Annotated in this window: 22 protein-coding genes and 1 tRNA gene; 17 read left to right on the top strand and 6 right to left on the bottom strand. The window is 43.0% G+C overall.

The features are described 5' to 3' along the window. Nucleotides 1-96: 96 nt before the first annotated feature. Nucleotides 97-417, bottom strand: coding sequence for a hypothetical protein (locus H1R16_RS10210; RefSeq protein WP_158063482.1), 321 nt, complete (start codon nt 415-417; stop codon nt 97-99). Nucleotides 418-668: 251 nt separating this feature from the next. Here H1R16_RS10210 and H1R16_RS10205 point away from each other — a divergent pair, with 251 nt between their 5' ends. The 3 genes from H1R16_RS10205 (at nt 669) to H1R16_RS10195 (ending at nt 4,837) form a co-directional block, all read left to right on the top strand. Beyond that, nucleotides 669-2,792, top strand: coding sequence for a Tex family protein (locus H1R16_RS10205; RefSeq protein WP_181886647.1), 2,124 nt, complete (start codon nt 669-671; stop codon nt 2,790-2,792). Nucleotides 2,793-2,953: 161 nt separating this feature from the next. Continuing rightward, nucleotides 2,954-3,949 carry a T9SS type A sorting domain-containing protein gene (locus H1R16_RS10200; protein WP_181886648.1) on the top strand — a complete coding sequence of 332 codons (996 nt, stop codon included), beginning with the start codon at nt 2,954-2,956 and terminating at the stop codon, nt 3,947-3,949. Between the two features lie 186 nt (nt 3,950-4,135). Continuing rightward, a complete protein-coding gene (locus H1R16_RS10195) occupies nt 4,136-4,837 on the top strand; it encodes a DUF421 domain-containing protein (protein ID WP_181886649.1) in 702 nt (233 codons plus the stop codon). A 30-nt stretch (nt 4,838-4,867) separates the two neighbouring features. On the opposite strand, the gene H1R16_RS10190 is transcribed toward H1R16_RS10195, so the two are convergent. From H1R16_RS10190 to mce, 4 genes are all read right to left on the bottom strand, one after another. Continuing rightward, nucleotides 4,868-5,311 (bottom strand): SRPBCC domain-containing protein, encoded by a 444-nt coding sequence (locus H1R16_RS10190; protein ID WP_181886650.1) that lies wholly within the window; start codon nt 5,309-5,311, stop codon nt 4,868-4,870. 342 nt (nt 5,312-5,653) lie between these two features. Beyond that, complete coding sequence (locus H1R16_RS10185; RefSeq protein WP_228451383.1) at nt 5,654-5,857, bottom strand: GIY-YIG nuclease family protein; 204 nt, start codon at nt 5,855-5,857, stop codon at nt 5,654-5,656. Between the two features lie 42 nt (nt 5,858-5,899). After that, nucleotides 5,900-5,973, bottom strand: a tRNA-Ile gene (locus H1R16_RS10180). 70 nt (nt 5,974-6,043) lie between these two features. Then, nucleotides 6,044-6,448: a methylmalonyl-CoA epimerase gene (gene mce / locus H1R16_RS10175; protein ID WP_181886651.1), complete on the bottom strand. Its 405-nt coding sequence runs from the start codon at nt 6,446-6,448 to the stop codon at nt 6,044-6,046. 192 nt (nt 6,449-6,640) lie between these two features. Between mce and rbfA the strand changes: the two genes are divergently transcribed. The 8 genes from rbfA to H1R16_RS10135 all read left to right on the top strand — a co-directional run bounded on the left by rbfA (nt 6,641) and on the right by H1R16_RS10135 (nt 15,264). Beyond that, the gene (rbfA, locus tag H1R16_RS10170) at nt 6,641-7,003 is read left to right on the top strand and encodes a 30S ribosome-binding factor RbfA (protein ID WP_181886652.1); all 363 of its coding nucleotides are present in this window, start codon (nt 6,641-6,643) and stop codon (nt 7,001-7,003) included. A gap of 8 nt (nt 7,004-7,011) precedes the next feature. Then, the gene (locus H1R16_RS10165; protein ID WP_181886653.1) at nt 7,012-8,223 is read left to right on the top strand and encodes an ABC transporter permease; all 1,212 of its coding nucleotides are present in this window, start codon (nt 7,012-7,014) and stop codon (nt 8,221-8,223) included. Nucleotides 8,224-8,283: 60 nt separating this feature from the next. Beyond that, entirely contained in the window at nt 8,284-10,056 is a 1,773-nt protein-coding gene (locus H1R16_RS10160; RefSeq protein ID WP_181886654.1) for an endonuclease, read from the top strand. A 64-nt stretch (nt 10,057-10,120) separates the two neighbouring features. After that, nucleotides 10,121-10,864 carry a shikimate dehydrogenase family protein gene (locus tag H1R16_RS10155; RefSeq protein WP_181886655.1) on the top strand — a complete coding sequence of 248 codons (744 nt, stop codon included), beginning with the start codon at nt 10,121-10,123 and terminating at the stop codon, nt 10,862-10,864. A 135-nt stretch (nt 10,865-10,999) separates the two neighbouring features. Next, nucleotides 11,000-13,045, top strand: coding sequence for a DUF349 domain-containing protein (locus H1R16_RS10150; RefSeq protein WP_228451051.1), 2,046 nt, complete (start codon nt 11,000-11,002; stop codon nt 13,043-13,045). A 12-nt stretch (nt 13,046-13,057) separates the two neighbouring features. After that, nucleotides 13,058-13,408, top strand: coding sequence for a hypothetical protein (locus H1R16_RS10145; RefSeq protein WP_182035762.1), 351 nt, complete (start codon nt 13,058-13,060; stop codon nt 13,406-13,408). Nucleotides 13,409-13,669: 261 nt separating this feature from the next. Next, nucleotides 13,670-14,659: a bifunctional diaminohydroxyphosphoribosylaminopyrimidine deaminase/5-amino-6-(5-phosphoribosylamino)uracil reductase RibD gene (gene ribD / locus H1R16_RS10140; RefSeq protein WP_182035760.1), complete on the top strand. Its 990-nt coding sequence runs from the start codon at nt 13,670-13,672 to the stop codon at nt 14,657-14,659. Then, the gene (locus tag H1R16_RS10135; protein ID WP_181886658.1) at nt 14,659-15,264 is read left to right on the top strand and encodes an IMPACT family protein; all 606 of its coding nucleotides are present in this window, start codon (nt 14,659-14,661) and stop codon (nt 15,262-15,264) included. Before ribD ends, H1R16_RS10135 begins: the two co-directional genes overlap by 1 nt. Here H1R16_RS10135 and H1R16_RS10130 read toward each other — a convergent pair. Then, nucleotides 15,261-15,953: a zinc metallopeptidase gene (locus tag H1R16_RS10130; RefSeq protein ID WP_181886798.1), complete on the bottom strand. Its 693-nt coding sequence runs from the start codon at nt 15,951-15,953 to the stop codon at nt 15,261-15,263. The two genes, H1R16_RS10135 and H1R16_RS10130, sit on opposite strands and share 4 nt — an antisense overlap. A gap of 121 nt (nt 15,954-16,074) precedes the next feature. Here H1R16_RS10130 and H1R16_RS10125 point away from each other — a divergent pair, with 121 nt between their 5' ends. From H1R16_RS10125 to H1R16_RS10100, 6 genes are all read left to right on the top strand, one after another. After that, nucleotides 16,075-17,199: a GNAT family N-acetyltransferase gene (locus tag H1R16_RS10125; RefSeq protein ID WP_181886659.1), complete on the top strand. Its 1,125-nt coding sequence runs from the start codon at nt 16,075-16,077 to the stop codon at nt 17,197-17,199. A 380-nt stretch (nt 17,200-17,579) separates the two neighbouring features. Continuing rightward, entirely contained in the window at nt 17,580-17,951 is a 372-nt protein-coding gene (locus tag H1R16_RS10120; protein ID WP_181886660.1) for an NADH-quinone oxidoreductase subunit A, read from the top strand. 65 nt (nt 17,952-18,016) lie between these two features. Further along, nucleotides 18,017-18,574: an NADH-quinone oxidoreductase subunit B gene (locus H1R16_RS10115; protein WP_181886661.1), complete on the top strand. Its 558-nt coding sequence runs from the start codon at nt 18,017-18,019 to the stop codon at nt 18,572-18,574. 38 nt (nt 18,575-18,612) lie between these two features. After that, nucleotides 18,613-19,107 (top strand): NADH-quinone oxidoreductase subunit C, encoded by a 495-nt coding sequence (locus tag H1R16_RS10110; protein WP_181886662.1) that lies wholly within the window; start codon nt 18,613-18,615, stop codon nt 19,105-19,107. 25 nt (nt 19,108-19,132) lie between these two features. After that, nucleotides 19,133-20,356 carry an NADH-quinone oxidoreductase subunit D gene (locus tag H1R16_RS10105; protein ID WP_181886663.1) on the top strand — a complete coding sequence of 408 codons (1,224 nt, stop codon included), beginning with the start codon at nt 19,133-19,135 and terminating at the stop codon, nt 20,354-20,356. A 94-nt stretch (nt 20,357-20,450) separates the two neighbouring features. After that, entirely contained in the window at nt 20,451-20,960 is a 510-nt protein-coding gene (locus tag H1R16_RS10100; RefSeq protein ID WP_181886664.1) for an NADH-quinone oxidoreductase subunit NuoE family protein, read from the top strand. Nucleotides 20,961-20,973 lie beyond the last annotated feature (13 nt).

Genomic DNA, 20,973 nt, shown 5'->3' with positions numbered 1-20,973 from the left:
AGATTTTTAATAAAAGCCGCAGCAGATAAGCAATTTGGGCGCATCTTTCACTTTATGCTCTGCGACAAAACGGGCTTCACGATTAGTTGCTGCAAACTATTTCAGCATATTTTTTAGAACCGAAATCAGCTCATTAATATTTTTTACTATTCCCTGTGTGGTATATTTCTTTTCAGTTTTCAGGTTGGTCATTTGTGGCTCAATAACTCTAACTGAAATTTTAACAGAATCATTCTCCTTTTTATCAGCGAAAAAATCCTTAATGGACTTCCAGTCGATGTTATCAACTTCAGCCGATTTAACAGAAACAGAATAATCGGCTTTGCGTTCATTCTTGGTTTTAGACGGAGTATAATTCTGCGCAAAAGCAGAGATCAATCCGCAGAATATTGAAACAGTGGTAAATATCTTTTTCATTGTGTATTGGCTTTGTATTTGGAAACAAATGTGATAACCTTATAATCCATATTCGACAATGCAGATGTGGAGCATTAGATTATCAGTTAATCCAAATGTAGTGATTTTTTTTTGACATTTTCAGCTGATCCATATTTCATTGTCCCCGCACTATTCTTCTCGGAATAAAAGTAAAATCAATACGCAGGCGCACCTCACACGGATGATTTACATCACTAAAATCCCTATTTTAGCACTTCCAAAAATCGCTAATGACACCCACCGGTTTTATCCAACAATCCCTTCAAATTTCTGATAAAAACATTAATGCAACACTAAAACTGCTTGCCGAAGACTGCACCATTCCCTTTATTTCCCGCTACCGAAAGGATGCCACCGGCAACCTGGACGAAGTGCAGATTGAGCAGATCGAGAAATTGAATACGCAGTTTGAAGAACTCATTAAAAGAAAGGAAAGCATCCTGAAATCCATTGCTGAACAGGACGCGCTGACACCTGAACTCAAGCAAAGGATTGAAAACAGTTTTGACCTTCAGGAACTGGAAGACCTTTACCTTCCTTATAAAAAACGCCGCAAAACCAAAGGCGACACCGCAAAAGAGAAAGGACTGGAACCTTTAGCCAAAATCATAATGAGTCAGAAGGCAAATGACCTGAAGTCGCTGGCTTTGAAATACCTGAATGCCGACGTCAATACAGAAGATGAAGCACTGCAGGGCGCCCGCGATATTATGGCCGAATGGATCAATGAAAACGGTTATGTGAGAAAAAACCTGCGCCGGCTTTTCCAGCGGAAAGCTGTTATCACCTCAAAACAAGTAAAAGCTAAAAAAGACGAAGAAGGCGCCCAAAAGTACAGTCAGTATTTCGAGTGGGAAGAAAGCCTGAACCGCATTCCCTCGCACCGGCTTTTGGCCATGCTGCGGTCGGAAACTGAAGGTTTTGTGAAAACCAAAGTTGAGACCGATAAGGATGAAGCCATTGACCTTATTGAACAGGCCATCATTAAATCACATAACGAATGTACGGAACAGATCAAGCTGGCCATAAAGGACAGTTACAAAAGGCTGCTGGAACCCGCGCTTGCCAATGAAACGCTGCAGGAGGCAAAAGAAAAAGCCGATGAAAAAGCAATTTCCATTTTTTCGGAGAACTTAAGACAGTTACTTTTAGCGCCCCCTTTAGGCGAAAAACGAATTCTGGCTATTGATCCCGGATACCGAAGCGGCTGCAAAGTGGTTTGTCTGGATGAGAAAGGCGATTTACTGCACAACGAAACCATCTATCCGCATGCGCCGCAGAACGAAACGGGCATGGCTATGAAGAAAATCCGCTCCATGGTCAACGCCTATAATATTCAGGCCATATCCATCGGCAACGGTACGGCCAGCCGCGAAACGGAATTCTTCATCAAGAAAATAGCCTTCGATAAGCCGCCGCAGGTCTTTGTGGTGTCGGAAGCCGGTGCTTCCGTTTACTCGGCGAGCAAGATTGCGCGGGATGAATTCCCGTCCTTCGACGTTACCGTGCGTGGTGCCATTTCGATAGGCAGAAGACTTTCGGACCCGTTGGCAGAACTTGTAAAGATTGACGCCAAATCCATTGGCGTGGGCCAGTATCAGCATGATGTAGACCAGACTCAACTGAAGAATGAACTCGATTCCACCGTAATGAGTTGCGTGAACGCGGTGGGCATTAACCTGAACACGGCCAGTAAATCTTTGCTGAGTTACGTTTCGGGCATCGGCGAAAAGATGGCCGAGAACATTGTGAACTTCCGTGCGGAAAACGGAGCTTTTGAAGACCGGAAACAACTGAAGAAGGTGCCGCGTCTGGGGGAAAAAGCCTTTCAGCAGGCGGCAGCTTTTGTAAGAATTGCCAACGGGAAAAATCCGCTGGATAATTCAGCTGTGCACCCGGAGGCCTATCCTATCATAGAAATGATGGCGAAAGACCTTGGTTTGAAGACCACGGACCTCATCGCGAATAAGGAAAAGATCGCTTTAATCAGCCCTGAAAAGTATGTAACCGAAACCATCGGCATTCTGGGAATTAAAGATATCCTGAAAGAACTTGAAAAGCCAGGCCTGGACCCAAGGAAAGCCGCTAAGGTTTTTGAGTTCGACCCAAGTGTGAAAAGCATTAAGGATTTAAAACCAGGCATGATTTTGCCCGGAATCGTGAACAATATTACGGCTTTCGGCTGTTTTGTGGACCTGGGAATTAAGGAAAGCGGACTTGTGCACATATCTCAGCTAAAGGAGGAATTTGTTTCAGATGTAAATGAGGTGGTAAAACTGCACCAGCATGTTCAGGTAAAAGTAACGGAAGTGGATGAAGCGCGGAAAAGGGTGCAGCTGAGTATGATTTTGTAACCGTGCAGCAGTTTATCAAGGCAGCAATTTACCAATGAAAAAAGTTGAAACAGATAACTTATGTTTCACTGTTAAGCAATAATGTTTGAATTATATAAAGATATTTCTAAAAGTCATTGAATGTTTTTCTCATTTCACCCTATATTTGAAAAAACAATCCGATGAATAAATTAGCTCTTATTTTTACAGCTTGCTGTGGTTTTATGTATGCGCAAACCACCATTACGAAAGCATTTCACGATCCGCTCATTGGTGAAACTGCAAATTATGTAACCGTGAACGGAACGGTGGATAACACGGCCACAGGTTCGGGAGTCACATTTCAGAACGGAAGTCTCACTCAGGGCAGTGCTACCTTAACCACGTACACAGCGCCCAGCGGCACTGAGCTGACCACTTTTCCGGGATCTACCATAAAAATGAATGGACTTGGGAATACGGTGCTTTATAAACAAACTGCGACAAAACTGGAAATTACAGGTTTGATTACTCCTGATGCAACGCTTAACTTTTCAGCTAACAACGGAACATTAATCACTTATCCTGCAGCTTTCGGTTACAACGAAGTGGACCAGGCTCAGGGAACCTTCAGTTCCTCTGTGGCTTCCGGACTTTTTAAAGGAACGATTACAAATACGGCCGATGCTCAGGGCACCCTTGTACTGGGTTCGCAAATCTATCCCAATGTGGTACGGCTCAAATCTGTGCAGAATTTAAACCTGCATCAAAGTAATGACGTTTTCTTTCTGTTGCCCATCGGAACCGTAACCAATACTACATACTCTTATTATGACAATGTTCGCAAATTTCCACTTCTTACTTATACAAATGCCAATATAAGCGTTCCACTACTTGGAATAAACCAGACGACCACCGGTGCACAGGCATTAAATGAAGCCTTTTTGAGTGTGGCAAGTACGGAAACTGCCTCCGCTTTGCAGGTTTTCCCTAATCCCGTGACGGATATGCTCCATTTTAAAGGTGATTTTTCTGAATATTCAGAGGTGCACATCTACAGTACTGATGGCAGACTTGTAAAAGTTTCTGCAATAAAAAGCGGAATGACAGACGTGTCCGAACTTCCTTCAGGAACATTTATTCTTGAGATTAAAGGAAAAAATACAGCACCAAAAACTTTTAAATTCATCAAAAAATAACTTCACTTTTCATATCATACACACTACAACCTCTCCTGAATAATAAAATTCGGGAGATTTTTTACGGAAAGATATTGCCGATTTTCAGGGTGCATTTCTGTGTTTAAATATCGGCTCAACAATGTTTCTAAACTACCGGCGGTCTGCAGGCACTCTTTTGGCTATAGGTGCTGAAAACCTGTAATAATGAACAAAACCTTAACGATTGACTGGCGTGATGTCTTTCTGGGAACCGAAGATATGTCTTTCCTGCCGGAAGTGGCCATACGTACCGTGATCATGTTTTTAATCATCATTGCTGGTCTGCGGTTTCTGGGCAAGAGAGGCGTGAAGCAGCTTTCGGTATTTGAGCTCGTGGTGATTATCGGTTTGGGATCGGCAGCCGGTGACCCGATGTTCTACAGAGATGTGGGCATCTTATTCTCACTTCTTGTTTTTGTCCTCATTATCGCACTTTACGCTTTGCTCACCTATTTTCTGGGGAAATCCAAAAAATTTGAAGATATGGTGGAAGGCAAACCGGCCTGCCTGATAGAAGAGGGTGTTTTCGTGCTGGATAATTTTAAAAAGGAAAATTTGGGCAACGACGAGTTCTTTGCCGAACTACGACTTCGCGGAGTATCACATTTGGGTCAGGTAGAGACCGCTATTGAAGAGACCTCAGGTGGAATCAGTGTATTTTTCTATACTAATGAGGAAATAAGATATGGACTGCCAATTATGCTGCATTCTTTAAAGGACCCTTTAAAAACTATTAAAACCACAGGCTACTATTCGTGCATTTTCTGTGCGTATACCGAGAAAAAAACAGTTGGTCCGGCCGGTGAATGTCCAACTTGCGGTCATGGTGACTGGGTGCCATCCAGTAAAAAACAGAGGGTGACGTAGGCTATGACTTTCCGGATTGCAGCAAGCGATCTAACTGTTACTTTTCATAAAATCAAAAGCTCCTGTTCTAAGCTGCACGCCATACTCCAGATAAGCTTTCAAGCAGGCAAGGAAGTTGGCCCAGCCTTCGGTATTGCCAATAGTCCATTTCAGGTTCTCATCATTCAGGACTTTCTCACCTTCAGTAATCCTGACCACGGTACTGTTATCTGCCTGCGCTTCCAGCCAAATTCGAACCACAGTATCCTGGTCCCAGACAAATGAAACAGAATCGTGAGAAGAAACATTTACCTGTGTAACAGGATACTTATCATTAAATTCAGGGAACTTCCATACTATATCCTTTCCGGTTTCCATCCGGCCGCTGCACTCTGAAATAAAATATTGAGTCATGTGTTCAGGATTGACTATGGCTTCGAAAACCTCTTCATGCTGTTTTTGGATCTGTAGTGTCGCCCTGGCTGTAAGTTTCATCAGATAAATTTTTTATATCAACCAATTTACAGATTTTTCATTTTTACCATAAAAAAATAATAAGGGAATGGCAAGGGTGAATCGCTGCGCTGTTAGCCTTATGTATTTCAAGCAATGTTTCAGTCATGTTTCAGTCAAAAAACAAACAACCACCTACAATTCTGTAAGTGGTTGATTATTAAGTGGCCCTCGCGATAAATATCGGGATGGGCTCTTGACCGGTACACCATTAGCTACGCTGCCAGAATATCGATGGTTATATCGTGTATTTTAACAAAAGCTTTTGTAATATCTCCGGATGTATTTTCAAATTATAAATATACGTTCTGCTCTTCATCCTTTTTATATGCTTCTCAATCTTCTGGCATCCGAAATGTCTCGACATTCGATTATGTAAAAGAGTTCCCAATCCACTGCAATTTTTGTAAATGAGCAGTCATAAAAATGTTGATTATGTTTTGTCAACCGGTTTTCTATATCTGAAGTCTCACCAATATAAAATTTGTCCGCTATCTCTGAATATAATATACAGACATACTGTTTCACTCTATAAAAATAAAAAATTCCGCAACAATGTGCGGAATCAAGTGGCCCAGCTTGGGCTCGAACCAAGGACTTGCTGATTATGAGTCAGCTACTCTAACCAGCTGAGTTACAAGGCCAAATTTTTATTGTAAAAATAAGAATTTCAGTTGGGTGTGCAAAAATAACAATTTTTAGCGGTTTGCAAAATTATTTTAAAGGTTTTTCCTGACATAATTCTACCAGCACTCCGTTTGTAGATTTGGGATGAAGAAAAACAACAAGTTTATTATCGGCTCCTTCTTTAGGCTCCTCGGAAATAAAGATGAAACCTTCTTTTTTTAAACGTTCTACTTCGTAGCTGATATCCTCTACACCAAAGGCAATATGATGGATTCCCTCGCCCTTCTTATCCAGGAACTTAGCGATGGGGCTTTCGGCATTGGTGGCTTCAAGAAGTTCGATTTTACTGTCGCCCACCTGATAAAACGAAGTTGTAACTCCTTCCCTTTGTACGGCTTCCTGTTTGTAATTTTCCTTTCCCAAAAGACGGGCGAATAAGTTATCGGATGTTTCCAGCGATTTTACGGCGATTCCTAAATGTTCTATTTTCATTGTAAATTTGTTTTGATGTCTAGCCTGCGTGAGGGCGGAGTGCATTGTTGGAGCTCTTTTCCTGGGCGGCGGCTCCGCCGCCGCCCAGGAAAAAGCGACTGCACGCAGACCGGTCTTTTTGTGGCGCGGCCGCAGGCCGCGCCACAAAAAGACACGCCCAAATAATTGAAACAAAAATAGTAAATTTGCGCCATGAACGAAAGTAACAGACAGCGAAAGGTAGCCCAGATCATACAGGAAGATTTTGCAGAGCTTTTCCGCAAACAGTCTTCAGACAGCAAAGAGACCTTCATGGTCAGTGTTTCTGATGTGAAAGTAACGCCAGACCTGAGCATTGCCAAAATATATCTAAGTATTTTCCCTCAGGAATTCCGTAAGCCTATCATGCACGAAATTGAGGTGAATAAATCCCAGTACCGTAATTTCATCGGCCAGAAAATGGGTAAACAGGTCCGTGTGATCCCTCAACTCAATTTTTACCTGGATACTTCCCTGGACGATGTTGAAAAGATAGAAAAGGAACTTCGGGGCGACGGCGACAATCCCACACTCTAATACTAACTGTGTCCGGTACTGCTTTTCACATAGCCAAACGTTACCTTATTGCCAAAAAAGGCAGTACGGCGGTAACTTTTATTACCTGGCTGGCCGCACTGGCCATGATGGTGGCCGTAGCGGCAATGTTCATCATCATCTCCGTATTTTCGGGGCTTGAAGACCTGAATAGGGAAATGATTTCAGACCTTCATGCCGACCTGACTGTCAAAAGCCGCCAAGGCAAGGTTTTGAAGGACGTGGCGAAACTTCAGCAGATAATCTCCGGGAGAAATGATGTTGCAGGACTTTCCAGAGCAATTGAAGAAAAAGTTTACATCGATTACGGCGGAAAAGGGGACATTGCCTACCTGAGAGGTGTAGATTCGGCCTATATTTCCGTAAATCCCGTCAATAAAAATATATTTTACGGTTCCTATCCCACTTTTGAGTTTCCGAATGAAGTTGTAATGGAAAACCAGCTGGGCAACCGCCTGTCCATCCCTGTAGGCAGTCAGGCAGATTTCGCTACAGTCTTCATGCCGAAGGCGGGCACCGGCCTGATCAACAAAGAGGAGGATATATTTAACAAGAAAGAAATCTATGTAACGGGGGTTTTTTCCGGGAATGACCAGCTTAACAATTATATCATAGCTCCTATTGCACTGACCCAACAGCTCCTGAATCTGCCCGACGGCGCAGCATATCAACTCCTTGTTAAGCTCCGGGACGGTAACCAGGCCGATGGGGTACGCGACGAACTTATGAAGAAGGTAGGTAAAGATTATATAATCACGACCAAGAAAGAAGAGAATGCTGCTTTCTGGAAAATGATCAATATTGAAAAGCTATTTATCTACTTTATTTTTGTACTGGTTATATTTATCACCACTTTTAACCTGGCCGGCGCCATCATTATTCTGCAACTTGACAAAAAGGAGCAGGCACGATCCCTGCTGTCGCTGGGATTGCCATTGAGAGAACTGCGCAGAACTTATTTCTATACAGGCATGCTGATCGTAATAACCGGAATCATTTCCGGATTGATAATTGGAACTATAGTGTGCTTTATTCAGCTACAGACCGGTTTCTTTAAGGCGAATGCAGCAATTGACCTGGCTTTCCCGGTGCGTATCCTCCCGGTGAACTACCTCATTGTTGCCTCTACAGCAGCTGTTTTTGGACTGCTGATCTCGTGGATGTTTTCCAAAATCAACAGACAGCATATTACTAAAGGTTAACACAACCCTGTTTATTTTTTTAGTAATTTTGCCTTCCAATTTTTTACAGTTCAATACATTATGAAAAAGTCTTCAGTTATATTTATTCTGAGCCTGTTTTTCGGCCTGCTTTCCGCACAGCCACCTGCCGGCTATTACAGCAGCGCTACCGGTACCGGGGCACAGTTAAAAACTCAGCTAAGTACCATTATTACAAACGGTCATTCGGATATGGGATATAGCGGTCTCTGGACTGGCTATCTGACCACCGACCGTGATTATTTTTACGAAAACGACGGTACAATCCTGGACATATATTCAGAGAACGTTACCGGCCCGGATCCCTACACCTTTACTCCGATAACTGAACAGTGTGGTAATTACTCCAATGAAGGCGACTGCTACAACCGCGAACATATTGTTCCACAAAGCCTGTTTAACGAGGACAGCCCGATGAAGAACGACATTCATTTTGTGAGAGCAACGGACGGTAAGGTTAATGGGATGAGGAACAACTTTCCTTTTGGACTGGTGGGTGCCGCCAGCTTTACATCCTTAAACGGCTCTAAACTGGGCGTATCCGTTTCCCCGGGATATGGCGGAACTGTTTTTGAGCCAATAGATGCTTTCAAAGGCGATGTGGCGCGGATGATCTTTTATTTCGTAACTAGATATGAAAACCAGCTTAGTAACTTCGCCACCGGTAATATGCTTGGCGGATCTGCATATCCGGGTCTGCAAACGTGGCAACTGCAACAATTGCTGATTTGGCACGCACAGGATCCTGTTTCACCAATAGAAGTCGCAAGGAATAATGCCTCCTACGCGTTCCAGGGAAACAGAAATCCTTTTATTGACAATCCTCAATGGGTGAACACGATTTGGGGAGTTTCAGACAATATAGCCCCTACTGCGCCTACAGGACTGACTGCAGGTACTGCCACAAGTTCCTCTGTTCTTTTAAACTGGACTGCTGCTACAGATAATATTGCAGTTGCAGGATATGACATTTATGTAAATGGCGTTTATCACTCCACCGTTTCAGGGACCTCAGCAACGGTTTCCGGACTTGCACCAACTACAACTTATACATTTTATGTAGTAGCAAAGGATCTGGCAGGTAATGTTTCGCCAGCGAGCAACTCTGTTACAGCTACGACCCCCGCAGGAACACCGGGCGGAAGCTGTGGCACCGAAACATTTGATGCGATGCCGGCCAACAGCAGCGGCTACGCAGTACGTACGTGGACATCTAATAATACGACCTGGACAGCCACGGACGCGAGAACAGACCAGACCATTAACGGCCGCGCCATTACAATCCGGAACGGTAATCTTACTTCTTCATCCGTTACTGGTGGTATTAAAAGTATTACCGTTACTACGCAGTTAAAGTTTGGTGGTTCCGCAGGGACTTTCAACCTTCGTATAAATGGAAATATAGTTGGTACTATTCCTTACAGCGGTACACCCGATACTTCCGTCACTACAACAGTGGATAATCTGAACATTACAGGAAATGCTGTAATAAGCATTACCGATAACAGTGCTGCTGGAAACCGTGTAGCCTTTGACGATCTTAGCTGGACGTGTTATACGCTGGGCACAAGTGAGACTACAACCGCCCCAACTCTGATCATTTATCCTAATCCTGTAATTAATGATGTATTGTTTGTAAGTGGTCCGGAATTGAAAAAAGTATTGAAAGCAGATATCTACAGTTTAGACGGCAGGTTAATTCAAACTATAGCAAGGCCGTTTTTATCTTCAGACAGAATTAAACTTAACAACCTGAAATCAGGTGTTTATGTTCTGAGTCTGGACAGTATATCTTTCAAATTCATCGTGAAATAACATTTGCAATTGCACAGTAAGTACTAAGGCCGGAGTTTTCCGGCCTTTTTTGTATTTTTGATAAATGAGCGCTGAAAAAAAATATGGTCTCATCGGCCGCAATATATCTTATTCTTTTTCCAAAAAATACTTTACAGAAAAATTCAGACTGCTTCAACTGGATAACCACTCTTATGATATTTATGAGCTGGGTGAGATTTCAGAAATCGAAGAACTTTGCAGGGCGAATGGCCTGTCTGGCTTCAACGTAACTATACCTTATAAAGAGGAAATCATTCCTTATCTGAACAGTTTAAGCGAAGAGGCGGTGCAGATAGGTGCCGTAAATACGGTTGTCGTTTGCGGTGGAAAAACGAAAGGGTACAATACAGATGCAGCGGGTTTTGAGAAAACATTGCTGAAACTGAAACAGGAAAATCACCAGTCAGCACTTATTTTGGGAAATGGCGGCGCAGCTAAAGCTGTAAAGTATGTATTACGTTCGCACGGCATTCCGTATGAGACTGTATACAGAAAAGGCAACCTGAATTTCGATACCCTTACTGCAGAAAACGTTTCCAAACACAGCATCATCATTCAAACTACCCCTGTTGGCACGTTCCCAAATGTAAATGACAGCGTTGCTTTTCCTTTTGAAGCACTGTCGCCTGAACATCTGGTAATTGACCTTATTTATAATCCACCACAAACGGCTTTTCTAAGCGAGGCGGCAGCCAGGGGTTCCGTTATATCCAACGGGCAGCTTATGCTTGAGCAGCAGGCAGAAAAAGCCTGGGAAATCTGGAGCAGTACATCAGATGAACTGTAAACGACTTACAGAAATTACCTCTTTTTCAAAGCCCATTCCGGAGAGTTATAATTTTTGTTTATATTTATTGCACAAAACAGGTGCTGCAAGCACTTGAATTACCATTTAACAAAATTCATCTAAAAAAGACTGGCTATGACACCGGAACCATCCCACTCCGAGAACGAAGAAATTAAATCTGCTACCGAAGGACAGCCGGAAACAGTGTCCGAATCATCAACTGAGCAAAACGGCGGTGCCGGGCAGGAAGCTACGGCTGCAAATACATCAGTTAGTCCGGATACAGCTGAGATTGCAACCGATGAAAGCAACTCAGATCAGGACGACAGTTCTATTCCGAACCAATCCGAAATTCCTTTAGAAGCTCCTGCCACAGACACCCAGCCTGCGCCTGTGGAAGAACCGGAAGTGGCTGCAGCGCCTGCATCTTCACCTTCAGATGAAATGGAGAGTGCTGATCAGACGAACGCTTTATCTGAAAATCCTGCCGGGAGAGCTCACATTATTGAAGATGATTTATCGGGTTTAAGTCTGACACAAATCTTTGACCGCATGGAGAAACTCATCAACAGTAAAGACGGTGGTGCGGATTTTAAGCAGTTTGCTAAATTACGTGAGGAAGCCTCCAGGATTATCCATGATGAAACTGAAGATAAGAAGCAGGAAATGGCAGCATCGGGAACTGGTGAAGAAGATTTCGCGTATGAACATCCCGCTAAAGCTAAGCTCTCCGGCCTGTCTAATATTTACCGAGAAAAGCAGGATGAATTTCATAAGCAGCAGGACCAGGAGCAGGCAAAGAACCTGGAAACGCGCCAGTCCGTCATTGAACGTTTGAAAAACCTCTATACTCAGTCTGAGGTAGGTACTAATTTTTTCCGCGAAATACGCGAAATAAAAGAAGCCTGGAGTAATGCCGGCCAGGTACCAAAATCCGAATTTAAACTGCTTAACAATAATTACTTCCATCATCTTAACCAGTTCTATCAGATGCTGGATATGAACAAGGAGTATCTGGAGCAGGAATATGCTCATAATCTTGAAAAACGCGAGCATATTATTGCACGGGCCCGGGAACTGGAAAACGAACCTTCCGTGCAGAAAGCACTGAATGAGCTTCAGTACCTCCATAAACTTTGGAAAGAAGAAGCAGAACCTGTAGCTGAAGAGTTTCGCGAAAAGACCTGGCAGGTCTTCAAGGAAATATCCAACAAAGTACATGAGCGCCGCACCGAGCTGAGCAGTCAGATTGAAGGGGAACAAAATGCAAATCTGGAGAAAAAGAACAGTATTATTGATCAGATAAAGAAACTTGTTAATCCCGAAAAAGATCCCAACCACAACTACTGGCAGAATGCTATAAAACAGGTAGAGGAACTTCGCACTGAGTTTTTGAAAACAGGAAGTGTTCCGCGTAAGATTTCCAACCAGAACTGGAATGATTTCAAGCAGGTCCTGCGCACCTTTAACAATAAGAAAAATGACTTCTACAAGGGACTTAAGAACAGTCAGCAGCATAATCTGGACGAAAAGCTGAAGCTTATAGAGACTGCCAGGCAGCACATGAACACTGAGGATTGGGAAACGGCTATCCCACTCTTCAAGAAACTCCAGGAAGACTGGAAGAAAATCGGTCACGTTCCACGCAGTATGACCAACAAAGTTTGGGACGAGTTCCGCAATTCCTGCAATGTTTTCTTTGAAAATTACAGAGCCAAAAATGACGCCGGCGGCGATAACTGGAAAGAAAACTATAAAAAGAAGAAAGCACTTCTGGACGACCTCTCCGAAGTGACTGATGCTGAAGGCAGCGTGGAAAAAATTGAACAGATCAAAAACTCCTGGAACAGTATCGGCAAGGTACCACGGGAGAAGTTATCCATTAATACAGATTTTAACAGGATACTAAGGGAAAAAATGAAACTGAACAAAATCCATGACTACGAACTTAAGGAGGAAGGATTATCCGAGAATCAGGTTACTGATAAAGCGAGAAAAATAAAGAATCAGATTGCCGATCTGGAGGCTGAAATTGTTAAACTGGAAAATAATCTTGGCTTCTTCCACAATCCTTCACCCGATAATCCGTTATTAAAAGATACCTTCAAAAAAATTGAGGAAAAGAAATCCCAGCTTGAATCCATGAAGCAAAGTCTGCATCATATGATAACCGGCGAATAAATCCAAACAGATATGTTAAAGAAAACCTTACAAACCCTTTTCATCTTCGTCGCAATAAGCGCATTTGCACAGCAGAAGGACAGGCTGGGGATGCCCGGTCCGCTTAAGTTTGAAACTTCAGCCTCGGTGGTTGAATTTAACCTTACTAAAAGCAGCATGAATGATAAAACGCGTGTTATTACCCAGGAATATGAGCCAAAAACGAAATCAGGTGAGCGGTTAATAGTGACTTTTCAGCCCGGCGCAGAAGCGATAGAGGTTTGGGAAAAGAAGGCTGAGGAAATTAAAGCCAATAAAGGGGGTTTAGCATTTGACGTTGAAATGAATAATTTGGACGATCAGTTGCACTCTATAAAAATATAGTATAAAAGGAGATAAAGCTGCGGAGCGCAGAGAAATCCTTATAGGGTCCGTGATGGCAGATACGAAAGCAGGAAAGGGCAGTTATATTGCAGAATATTTCGGTGGAAGCTCAGAAATCTATCTTAGCATAGAAAGACTACCCGAAATGATTCAGATTAAACCGGAATACTAACGACTTTTCATCCGCAACAGCAATAACGCTCAATGTAAGTTGAGTGTTTTTTATGACCATGAAGCACGAATTCTATATACGCAGATGCATTGAGCTGGCAAAAAAAAGCGACCGGTGAAACCTACCCAAATCCTTTGGTGGGAAGTGTGATTGTTTCAGGCAACCGTATCATTGGCGAAGGTTATCATCACAAGGCAGGCGAAGCTCATGCCGAAATCAATGCTATAAATTCCGTTAGCGAGCCTGAACTTTTGAAAAAGTCAACCATTTATGTTTCACTGGAACCTTGCGCACATTATGGCCGCACACCACCCTGCGCGGAGGCGATCGTGAAATCAGGAATCAGAAAAGTGGTTATAGGTGCGCGAGATGTTCACCACAAAGTGGACGGTAAAGGAATTAAAATCCTGCAGGATGCGGGCATTGAAGTCATCTCAGGTATTCTGGAAAAAGAATGCCGCGAACTTAATAAACGTTTCTTTACCTTTCATGAAAAAAAACGCCCCTACATCATACTGAAATGGGCAGAATCTGGCGATGGTTTCCTGGACCGCGGGTTTACACCGGCACAAATCTCCAATAACCTGGTGAATCAGTTTACACACCAACTCCGAGCCGATGAACACGCTATACTGATTGGTTCTACCACTGCACTTCGCGATAATCCCGGCTTAACGGTACGGAATGTTCCCGGCAAGAACCCTCTTAGAATACTGGTGGATCCAAACCTTAAGGTCCCACATCATTTAAACATATTTAACGCTGAAGCACCTACCATTGTCTTCAACCTGCTGGAACATAAAAATGATGAAAATATAAGGCTGATTAAAATCAGCTCCGAAAATCTGTTGGAGCAAATCCTGGAAACTCTGTACGGCCTGGAAATACAGTCTGTAATTATAGAGGGTGGACGTTATACATTACAGCAATTCATCGATGCCGGATTATGGGACGAAGCTTTCCGTATCCGTAACCCAAACCTGAAATTCGGCCAGGGAACAGGCGCACCCATACTGCATGGCGAACCGTTGAGCACAAAGATCTACAGAGATAATATGATCGAATTTTATAAGAATTGATGTCAAACAGTTACAACACAATTGAAAAGCCTGTGCTAAATATTATCCTGAAGGAAAAAGGCAGCCGTTTCATTGGCTTTGCATGGCAGGTAAACAGTGAAGAAGAGATTAGAAAAAGGCTGGAAGAACTGAAAGCGGAACATCCGAAGGCAACGCACCACTGCTATGCATACAGACTGGGTATAAATGGCGAAAAATACCGCGCAAACGATGACGGCGAACCTTCGGGAAGCGCTGGTCTTCCCATCTACAATCAGTTGCTCGCGCACGGTGTTACTAATATTCTGCTGGTGGCAGTACGATACTACGGCGGAACCAAACTGGGCGTTTCTGGTTTGGTAAGGGCGTATAAAGACTGTGCGAAGATGACGCTGGCAGAAAGCACAATAACTGTCCGCGAACTTGAATTCACAATAGAGATTGAATTTAACTTCAGTCAGCAGAATACCGTATTTACCGTACTGAACAGATACGGCACCAAAATCCTGGATTTCCAATCCGGAGACTCCTGTACTATTACTGCCTCCCTTAAACTTGGGCATAAAAAAAGCATCTCCGAGCAGTTGTCGGAGATGCAGCATATTCAGTTTACTTTTCGTGATTAATCATTACTGCGCCCGCCTGCAAGCATTGAGGCAAAATAGATAAGCTGTGCCAGCGAGCCCAGCGCAGCTACAACATAAGTACGTGCGGCCCATTTTAAACTGTCCTCGGCGCCGGCATACTCAGCATTATTGGCCAGAGTGCCCGAACTTTTCAGCCATACTAATGCTCTTTTACTTGCATCATACTCCACAGGAAGTGTAACAAACGCAAATGCTGTAGTTACGGCAAACAATATTACTCCAATAAGCAGAACTGTCTTTGAACCGCTCATCGCCATAAGTACGATACCGGCCATCAGTACAAACTGCAGTAATCTGGAAGATATGTTCACCATAGGTACCATTTTAGAACGTAACTGCAGCATAGAATAACCAACTGCATGCTGTACTGCGTGACCTGTTTCGTGCGCGGCAACCGCTGCTGCCGCTGCATTACGCTGCATATAAACACCTTCCGAAAGGTTTATGGTTTTGTTCATCGGATTATAGTGATCGGTAAGCTGGCCCGGAACTGAAATAACCTGCACATCGTGAATATTGCTGTCCCGGAGCATTTTCTCGGCTATCTCTTTACCGGACATCCCGTTTTGAAGATGGACCTTGGAATAATGTGCAAATTTGGACCTTAAGCGGTTTTGCACAATCATACTGATGATAAAAACAACACCAATAATTAAATAATACGTCATCATAACTTTATCTTTTTTTCTATCTCTTAAATACCCCTTATCCCTAAAAACTATGCCAAATGACTATATTTTTCCCACGCTTTCCGCTATATTTGTTCATCACAAAAAAAGAGCGAATTAAATGTCTGAAATCGGTGTGGTTGAAGTAAAATCCGGGAAGGAATTAATGGAGTTTATCCGTTTTCCAATGGAACTTTACAAAAATAATAAAAATTATGTACCCTCCCTTATTAAGGGTGAAAAGGAAAACTGGGATTCCCGGGAAAATCCAGCTCTAAACTACTCCAGTACCAAAAAGTTTCTGGCAAAAAAGGACGGCAAAACTGTTGGACGCATTGCGCTTATCATAAACAACAAGGAGAAAACCGAACTTGGCATCAGTAAAGTAAGGTTCGGCTGGATTGATTTTATTGATGATCTGAACGTATCCAAATCATTGATTGGTGAAGCTGAAAAATTTGCACGGGAAAATTCAATTTCGAAAATTGAGGGCCCGATGGGTTTTACAAATCTGGACAAGGCTGGCACACTGACCATGGGTTTTGACAAAATGGCAACAATGATCGGTATTTATAACCATGATTATTATTCGTCTCATTTTGAGAAACTGGGACTGACTAAGGAAAAGGAATGGGTGGAGTACGAAATCGTATTTCCGGAAATTTTGCCTGAAAAGGTGGTTAAGTTCAACGAACTCATCAAAGAGAAATACCAGCTTAGGGTAATGAGATTCAAATCCAAAAAAGAATTTCTGCCCCTTGTAGACCCCATGTTTAAACTGCTGGACCAAACCTATAGCAGCCTTTCTACCTATACCCCGCTTACGCCGGAACAGATACAGAGCTATAAGGACAAATATTTCTCGCTTCTTGATAAAGATTTTATCATCTGTGTAGCGGATAAAGACGATAATCTTGTCGCATTCGCTGTAACGATGCCGTCCTACTCCGAAGCGCTTCAGAAAGCCAACGGACACCTGTTTCCGTTCGGATGGTGGCATCTGCTGCAGGCCGGAAAGAAAAACGAAAGAGCAAATTTTTACCTGATTGGCATTCATCCGGATTATCAGAAGCGGGGTGTGACCTCAATTATTTTCAAGGAAATCTATGAGATTTTCAAGAAAAAAGGTGTTAAATACCTCGAAACCAACCCCGAGCTGGCCGATAATAAAGCGATACAGCTTCTTTGGCAGGATTATAACCCCGTAAACCATAAACGAAGAGCTACCTTCAGCAAAACAGTATAACAGATGAAAAAGCAACTCATTATTTACGCGGCTCTAATTTCGGCGTTTATTATCTATAATCAGTTTTTTCAGGTGCCGGATGGCAGACTAAATGATATAATCAATATTATTTTTTCCAGCATTCTGTTTCTTTACATTGCCTATTTAGGATTTTTAGCTCTTAAAAAGATTCGGAACATCTCCAAAAAGTAATTATTTGGAATTATTCTAAATTAAACAATGCACTTTTCCATGCCGGTTTATTTAGTTGGGTTATATTTCGCCTGTTGCCTATAATTGCCTAAATTTGCATCTTATATTTACCAGGACTAGGTTAAAACAGCAGAGCTTAGTGATGAAAGCTTATTTCCGCTGTTTGTTAAATTTAATAGATAATTTACATGAGTTTACCTGAATCTTATATTCCTATTTTAATACAGGCCGCAGTTGGCCTGGGCTTCGTGCTTCTGTCACTGGCCGGAACCCATTTTTTAGGCCCTAAACAGCAGAAAGGCAACAGCCGTAAAAACGAAAGTTTTGAGTGTGGTATTGAGGTAGAGGGAAATGCAAGGACTCCATTTTCGGTAAAGTATTTCCTTACCGCTATTCTCTTTGTACTTTTCGACATTGAAATTGTCTTTTTCTACCCTTACGCAGTAAATTTCCGGGAGTTTGGAATGGAAGGATTCCTGGCAGTACTGATGTTTGTAGCCGTCTTCTTTATGGCATTTGTATATGTCTGGAAACGGGGCGCCCTGGACTGGGACAAATAAATTTTTTCGCAGGTTTGTCGTACTATTAAGCCTGCGGATACGTTTAATTTAAAAAAGAAATAATTATGTCTGATAATAAACCAGTAATACGCATGGATGCCGAGCCGCCCGCAGGCTTAGAAGGCGAAGGTTTTTTTGCCACGCAGCTCAGCAGTGTGGTTGGTTTGGCCAGAAAGCACTCGCTGTGGCCTTTGCCGTTTGCAACCTCATGCTGTGGCATTGAATATATGGCATTTCTGAATCCTACATACGACGGATCGCGCTTTGGAATGGAGAGAAACTCCTTTTCACCGCGACATGCAGATATGCTTATGGTTTGCGGAACCATTTCCAAAAAACTGGGACCTGTACTTCAGCAGGTGTACACACAAATGGCAGAACCCCGTTGGGTTGTAGCTGTTGGAGCCTGCGCCAGCAGTGGCGGAATTTTCGACACTTACTCCGTGCTGCAGGGTATTGACAAGATAATTCCTGTAGATGTTTATGTACCCGGATGCCCGCCAAGACCCGAGCAAATCATTGAAGGTGTTATGCAGGTGCAGGCACTTGCTCAGGCCGAGAGCGTTAGAAGAAGAGATATGCCTGAGTACCAAAATCTTCTGGAATCCTACGGAATTAAATAACTTATCCCGAAAGAAGTAATACTTCTGAAGCCAACTACATGAATAACGATTTTGTATTAGATGCTATAAAAAGAGAGTTTCCGGACAGCGTAATTTCGGCCACTGAACCTTACGGAATGCTGACCCTGGAAATTAAGAAGGAAGATATTAAGAAGGTCATCCATCATCTCAGGGACTCTTCACTGGATTTTAACTTCCTTACAGACATCTGCGGGATTCATTATCCGGAAGATCATGAGAAGGAGGTTGGAATCATTTACCATATGCATAATATGCGTCAGGGAATACGCGTAAGGCTTAAGGCCTTCACCCAAAGAGAAGGTGCCGAATTCGACTCGGTGACGGATCTTTTCGCCGGAGCAAACTGGATGGAGAGGGAAACATATGATTTCTATGGATTTAAGTTTAAAGGTCATCCTGATTTGCGCGTCATTCTGAATATGGAAGATATGGGTTATCACCCAATGTACAAGGAATACCGCCTGGAAGACGGAACCAGAACGGATAAGGAGGATAAAATGTTTGGCAGATAAAATTTTATGACTTAAAGTCAAAATAATGAAAGACAACGCACTATCAAATATAATCACCCAGTACGACTCTTCTGAGCATATAGACGGGCAGCTGTATACGCTGAACCTGGGACCCACCCACCCCGCTACACACGGAATCTTTGAGAACGTACTTACGATGGACGGCGAACGTATCCTACACTCCGAACAGACGGTAGGTTATATTCACCGTGCTTTCGAGAAAATATCCGAAAGACGGAATTTTGCTCAAATCACTACCCTAACCGACCGTATGAACTACTGTTCGGCTCCTATTAATAATATGGGCTGGCACATGACGGTTGAAAAACTAATTGGCTGCGAAGTTCCAAAACGTGTAGATTACATGCGCGTTATCATGATGGAACTTGCACGTATTGCCGACCACATGGTTTGCAACGGCGTTACTGCCATGGATGCCGGTGCAATTACTGGACTTACCTACCTCTTCAGGGAAAGGGAGGCCATTTATGAAATGTACGAGCAGATCTGCGGCGCCAGAATGACTACCAATATGGGACGTATCGGTGGTTTTGAAAGAGATTTCAATCCTAAGTTTCACGAGCTACTGCAAAACTGGCTGAAGAAATTCCCTAAAATCTGGGGCGAATTCTGTGCTCTGAACGAAAGAAACAGGATTTTCATGGACCGTACCATTAAAGTGGGCGGCATTTCAGCGGAAAGGGCCTTAAGTTATGGTTTTACAGGTCCTAACCTTCGCGCTGCGGGTGTAGATTACGATGTGAGAGTGGCCAATCCTTATTCGTCTTATCAGGATTTTGATTTCATCATTCCGGTAGGAAGTGCAGGAGATACCTACGACAGATTTATGGTTCGCCAGCAGGAAGTTTGGGAAAGTCTTAAAATTATAGAGCAGGCCTACAAAAACCTGCCGGAAGGGCCTTTCCACGCCGATGTTCCTGAATTTTATCTGCCCGAGAAAGCAGAAGTATATAATAATATGGAAGCACTTATCTATCACTTCAAAATTGTGATGGGCGAAACAGATGTTCCAAGAGGTGAAGTGTACCACGCGGTTGAAGGAGGGAATGGTGAACTTGGATTTTACCTGGTCAGCGACGGCGGCAGAACTCCATACAGACTTCACTTCCGCAGACCTTGCTTCATCTATTATCAGGCTTATCCGGAAATGATCAAAGGATCAATGATCTCTGACGCCATCGTGACGATGTGTTCTATGAACGTAATCGCCGGCGAACTTGACGCATAAAAAATAAATGTAGTAATTGGATATAATCCAATGAGATATAAAAATTGAAATTGTTTAGATTCAGATCTGGAATTCAAAATTTAAAACAAAAAAAGTGAGCGATACTATAGCTTTCAAGCCTGAAACATTAGAACAGGTTATAAAAATAACCAAAAGATATCCGGAAGGAAAACAAAAATCTGCACTTATCCCTGTCCTGCATATTGCACAGAAGGAATTCGGTGGCTGGCTGGACGTTCCCGTTATGGATTATGTAGCGCAGGTCCTTCAGCTTAAGCCCATTGAGGTCTATGAAGTTGCTACTTTCTACACCATGTTCAATATGAAACCTGTTGGGAAATATGTCCTGGAGGTTTGCAGAACCGGTCCCTGCATGGTACGGGGCAGTGAGAAGATCCTTAATCATATCCGCACAAAACTTAACATCAGCGACGGCGGAACTTCCGCTGACGGGCTTTTCACACTAAAACCGGCTGAGTGTCTGGGTGCATGCGGTTATGCTCCAATGATGCAGTTGGGAAAATTCTATCACGAAAATCTGACCATAGAAAAAGTAGATGAAATTATTGAACTGTGCAGGCAGGGCGCCATTGCCCTGGACTAGCCGTCAGTTTTTC

It is taken from the genome of Marnyiella aurantia (assembly GCF_014041915.1).
GTDB classification, from domain to species: domain Bacteria; phylum Bacteroidota; class Bacteroidia; order Flavobacteriales; family Weeksellaceae; genus Marnyiella; species Marnyiella aurantia.
This window is presented reverse-complemented; position numbering and strand designations above follow the sequence as displayed.

Bases quoted from the DNA above. Each gene is read 5' to 3' on its own strand.
- H1R16_RS10210 (WP_158063482.1), bottom strand. From the start codon at position 417: ATGAAAAAGATATTTACCACTGTTTCAATATTCTGCGGATTGATCTCT.
- H1R16_RS10205 (WP_181886647.1), top strand. From the start codon at position 669: ATGACACCCACCGGTTTTATCCAACAATCCCTTCAAATTTCTGATAAA.
- H1R16_RS10200 (WP_181886648.1), top strand. From the start codon at position 2,954: ATGAATAAATTAGCTCTTATTTTTACAGCTTGCTGTGGTTTTATGTAT.
- H1R16_RS10195 (WP_181886649.1), top strand. From the start codon at position 4,136: ATGAACAAAACCTTAACGATTGACTGGCGTGATGTCTTTCTGGGAACC.
- H1R16_RS10190 (WP_181886650.1), bottom strand. From the start codon at position 5,311: ATGAAACTTACAGCCAGGGCGACACTACAGATCCAAAAACAGCATGAA.
- mce (WP_181886651.1), bottom strand. From the start codon at position 6,448: ATGAAAATAGAACATTTAGGAATCGCCGTAAAATCGCTGGAAACATCC.
- rbfA (WP_181886652.1), top strand. From the start codon at position 6,641: ATGAACGAAAGTAACAGACAGCGAAAGGTAGCCCAGATCATACAGGAA.
- H1R16_RS10160 (WP_181886654.1), top strand. From the start codon at position 8,284: ATGAAAAAGTCTTCAGTTATATTTATTCTGAGCCTGTTTTTCGGCCTG.
- H1R16_RS10155 (WP_181886655.1), top strand. From the start codon at position 10,121: ATGAGCGCTGAAAAAAAATATGGTCTCATCGGCCGCAATATATCTTAT.
- H1R16_RS10150 (WP_228451051.1), top strand. From the start codon at position 11,000: ATGACACCGGAACCATCCCACTCCGAGAACGAAGAAATTAAATCTGCT.
- H1R16_RS10145 (WP_182035762.1), top strand. From the start codon at position 13,058: ATGTTAAAGAAAACCTTACAAACCCTTTTCATCTTCGTCGCAATAAGC.
- H1R16_RS10135 (WP_181886658.1), top strand. From the start codon at position 14,659: ATGTCAAACAGTTACAACACAATTGAAAAGCCTGTGCTAAATATTATC.
- H1R16_RS10130 (WP_181886798.1), bottom strand. From the start codon at position 15,953: ATGACGTATTATTTAATTATTGGTGTTGTTTTTATCATCAGTATGATT.
- H1R16_RS10125 (WP_181886659.1), top strand. From the start codon at position 16,075: ATGTCTGAAATCGGTGTGGTTGAAGTAAAATCCGGGAAGGAATTAATG.
- H1R16_RS10120 (WP_181886660.1), top strand. From the start codon at position 17,580: ATGAGTTTACCTGAATCTTATATTCCTATTTTAATACAGGCCGCAGTT.
- H1R16_RS10115 (WP_181886661.1), top strand. From the start codon at position 18,017: ATGTCTGATAATAAACCAGTAATACGCATGGATGCCGAGCCGCCCGCA.
- H1R16_RS10110 (WP_181886662.1), top strand. From the start codon at position 18,613: ATGAATAACGATTTTGTATTAGATGCTATAAAAAGAGAGTTTCCGGAC.
- H1R16_RS10105 (WP_181886663.1), top strand. From the start codon at position 19,133: ATGAAAGACAACGCACTATCAAATATAATCACCCAGTACGACTCTTCT.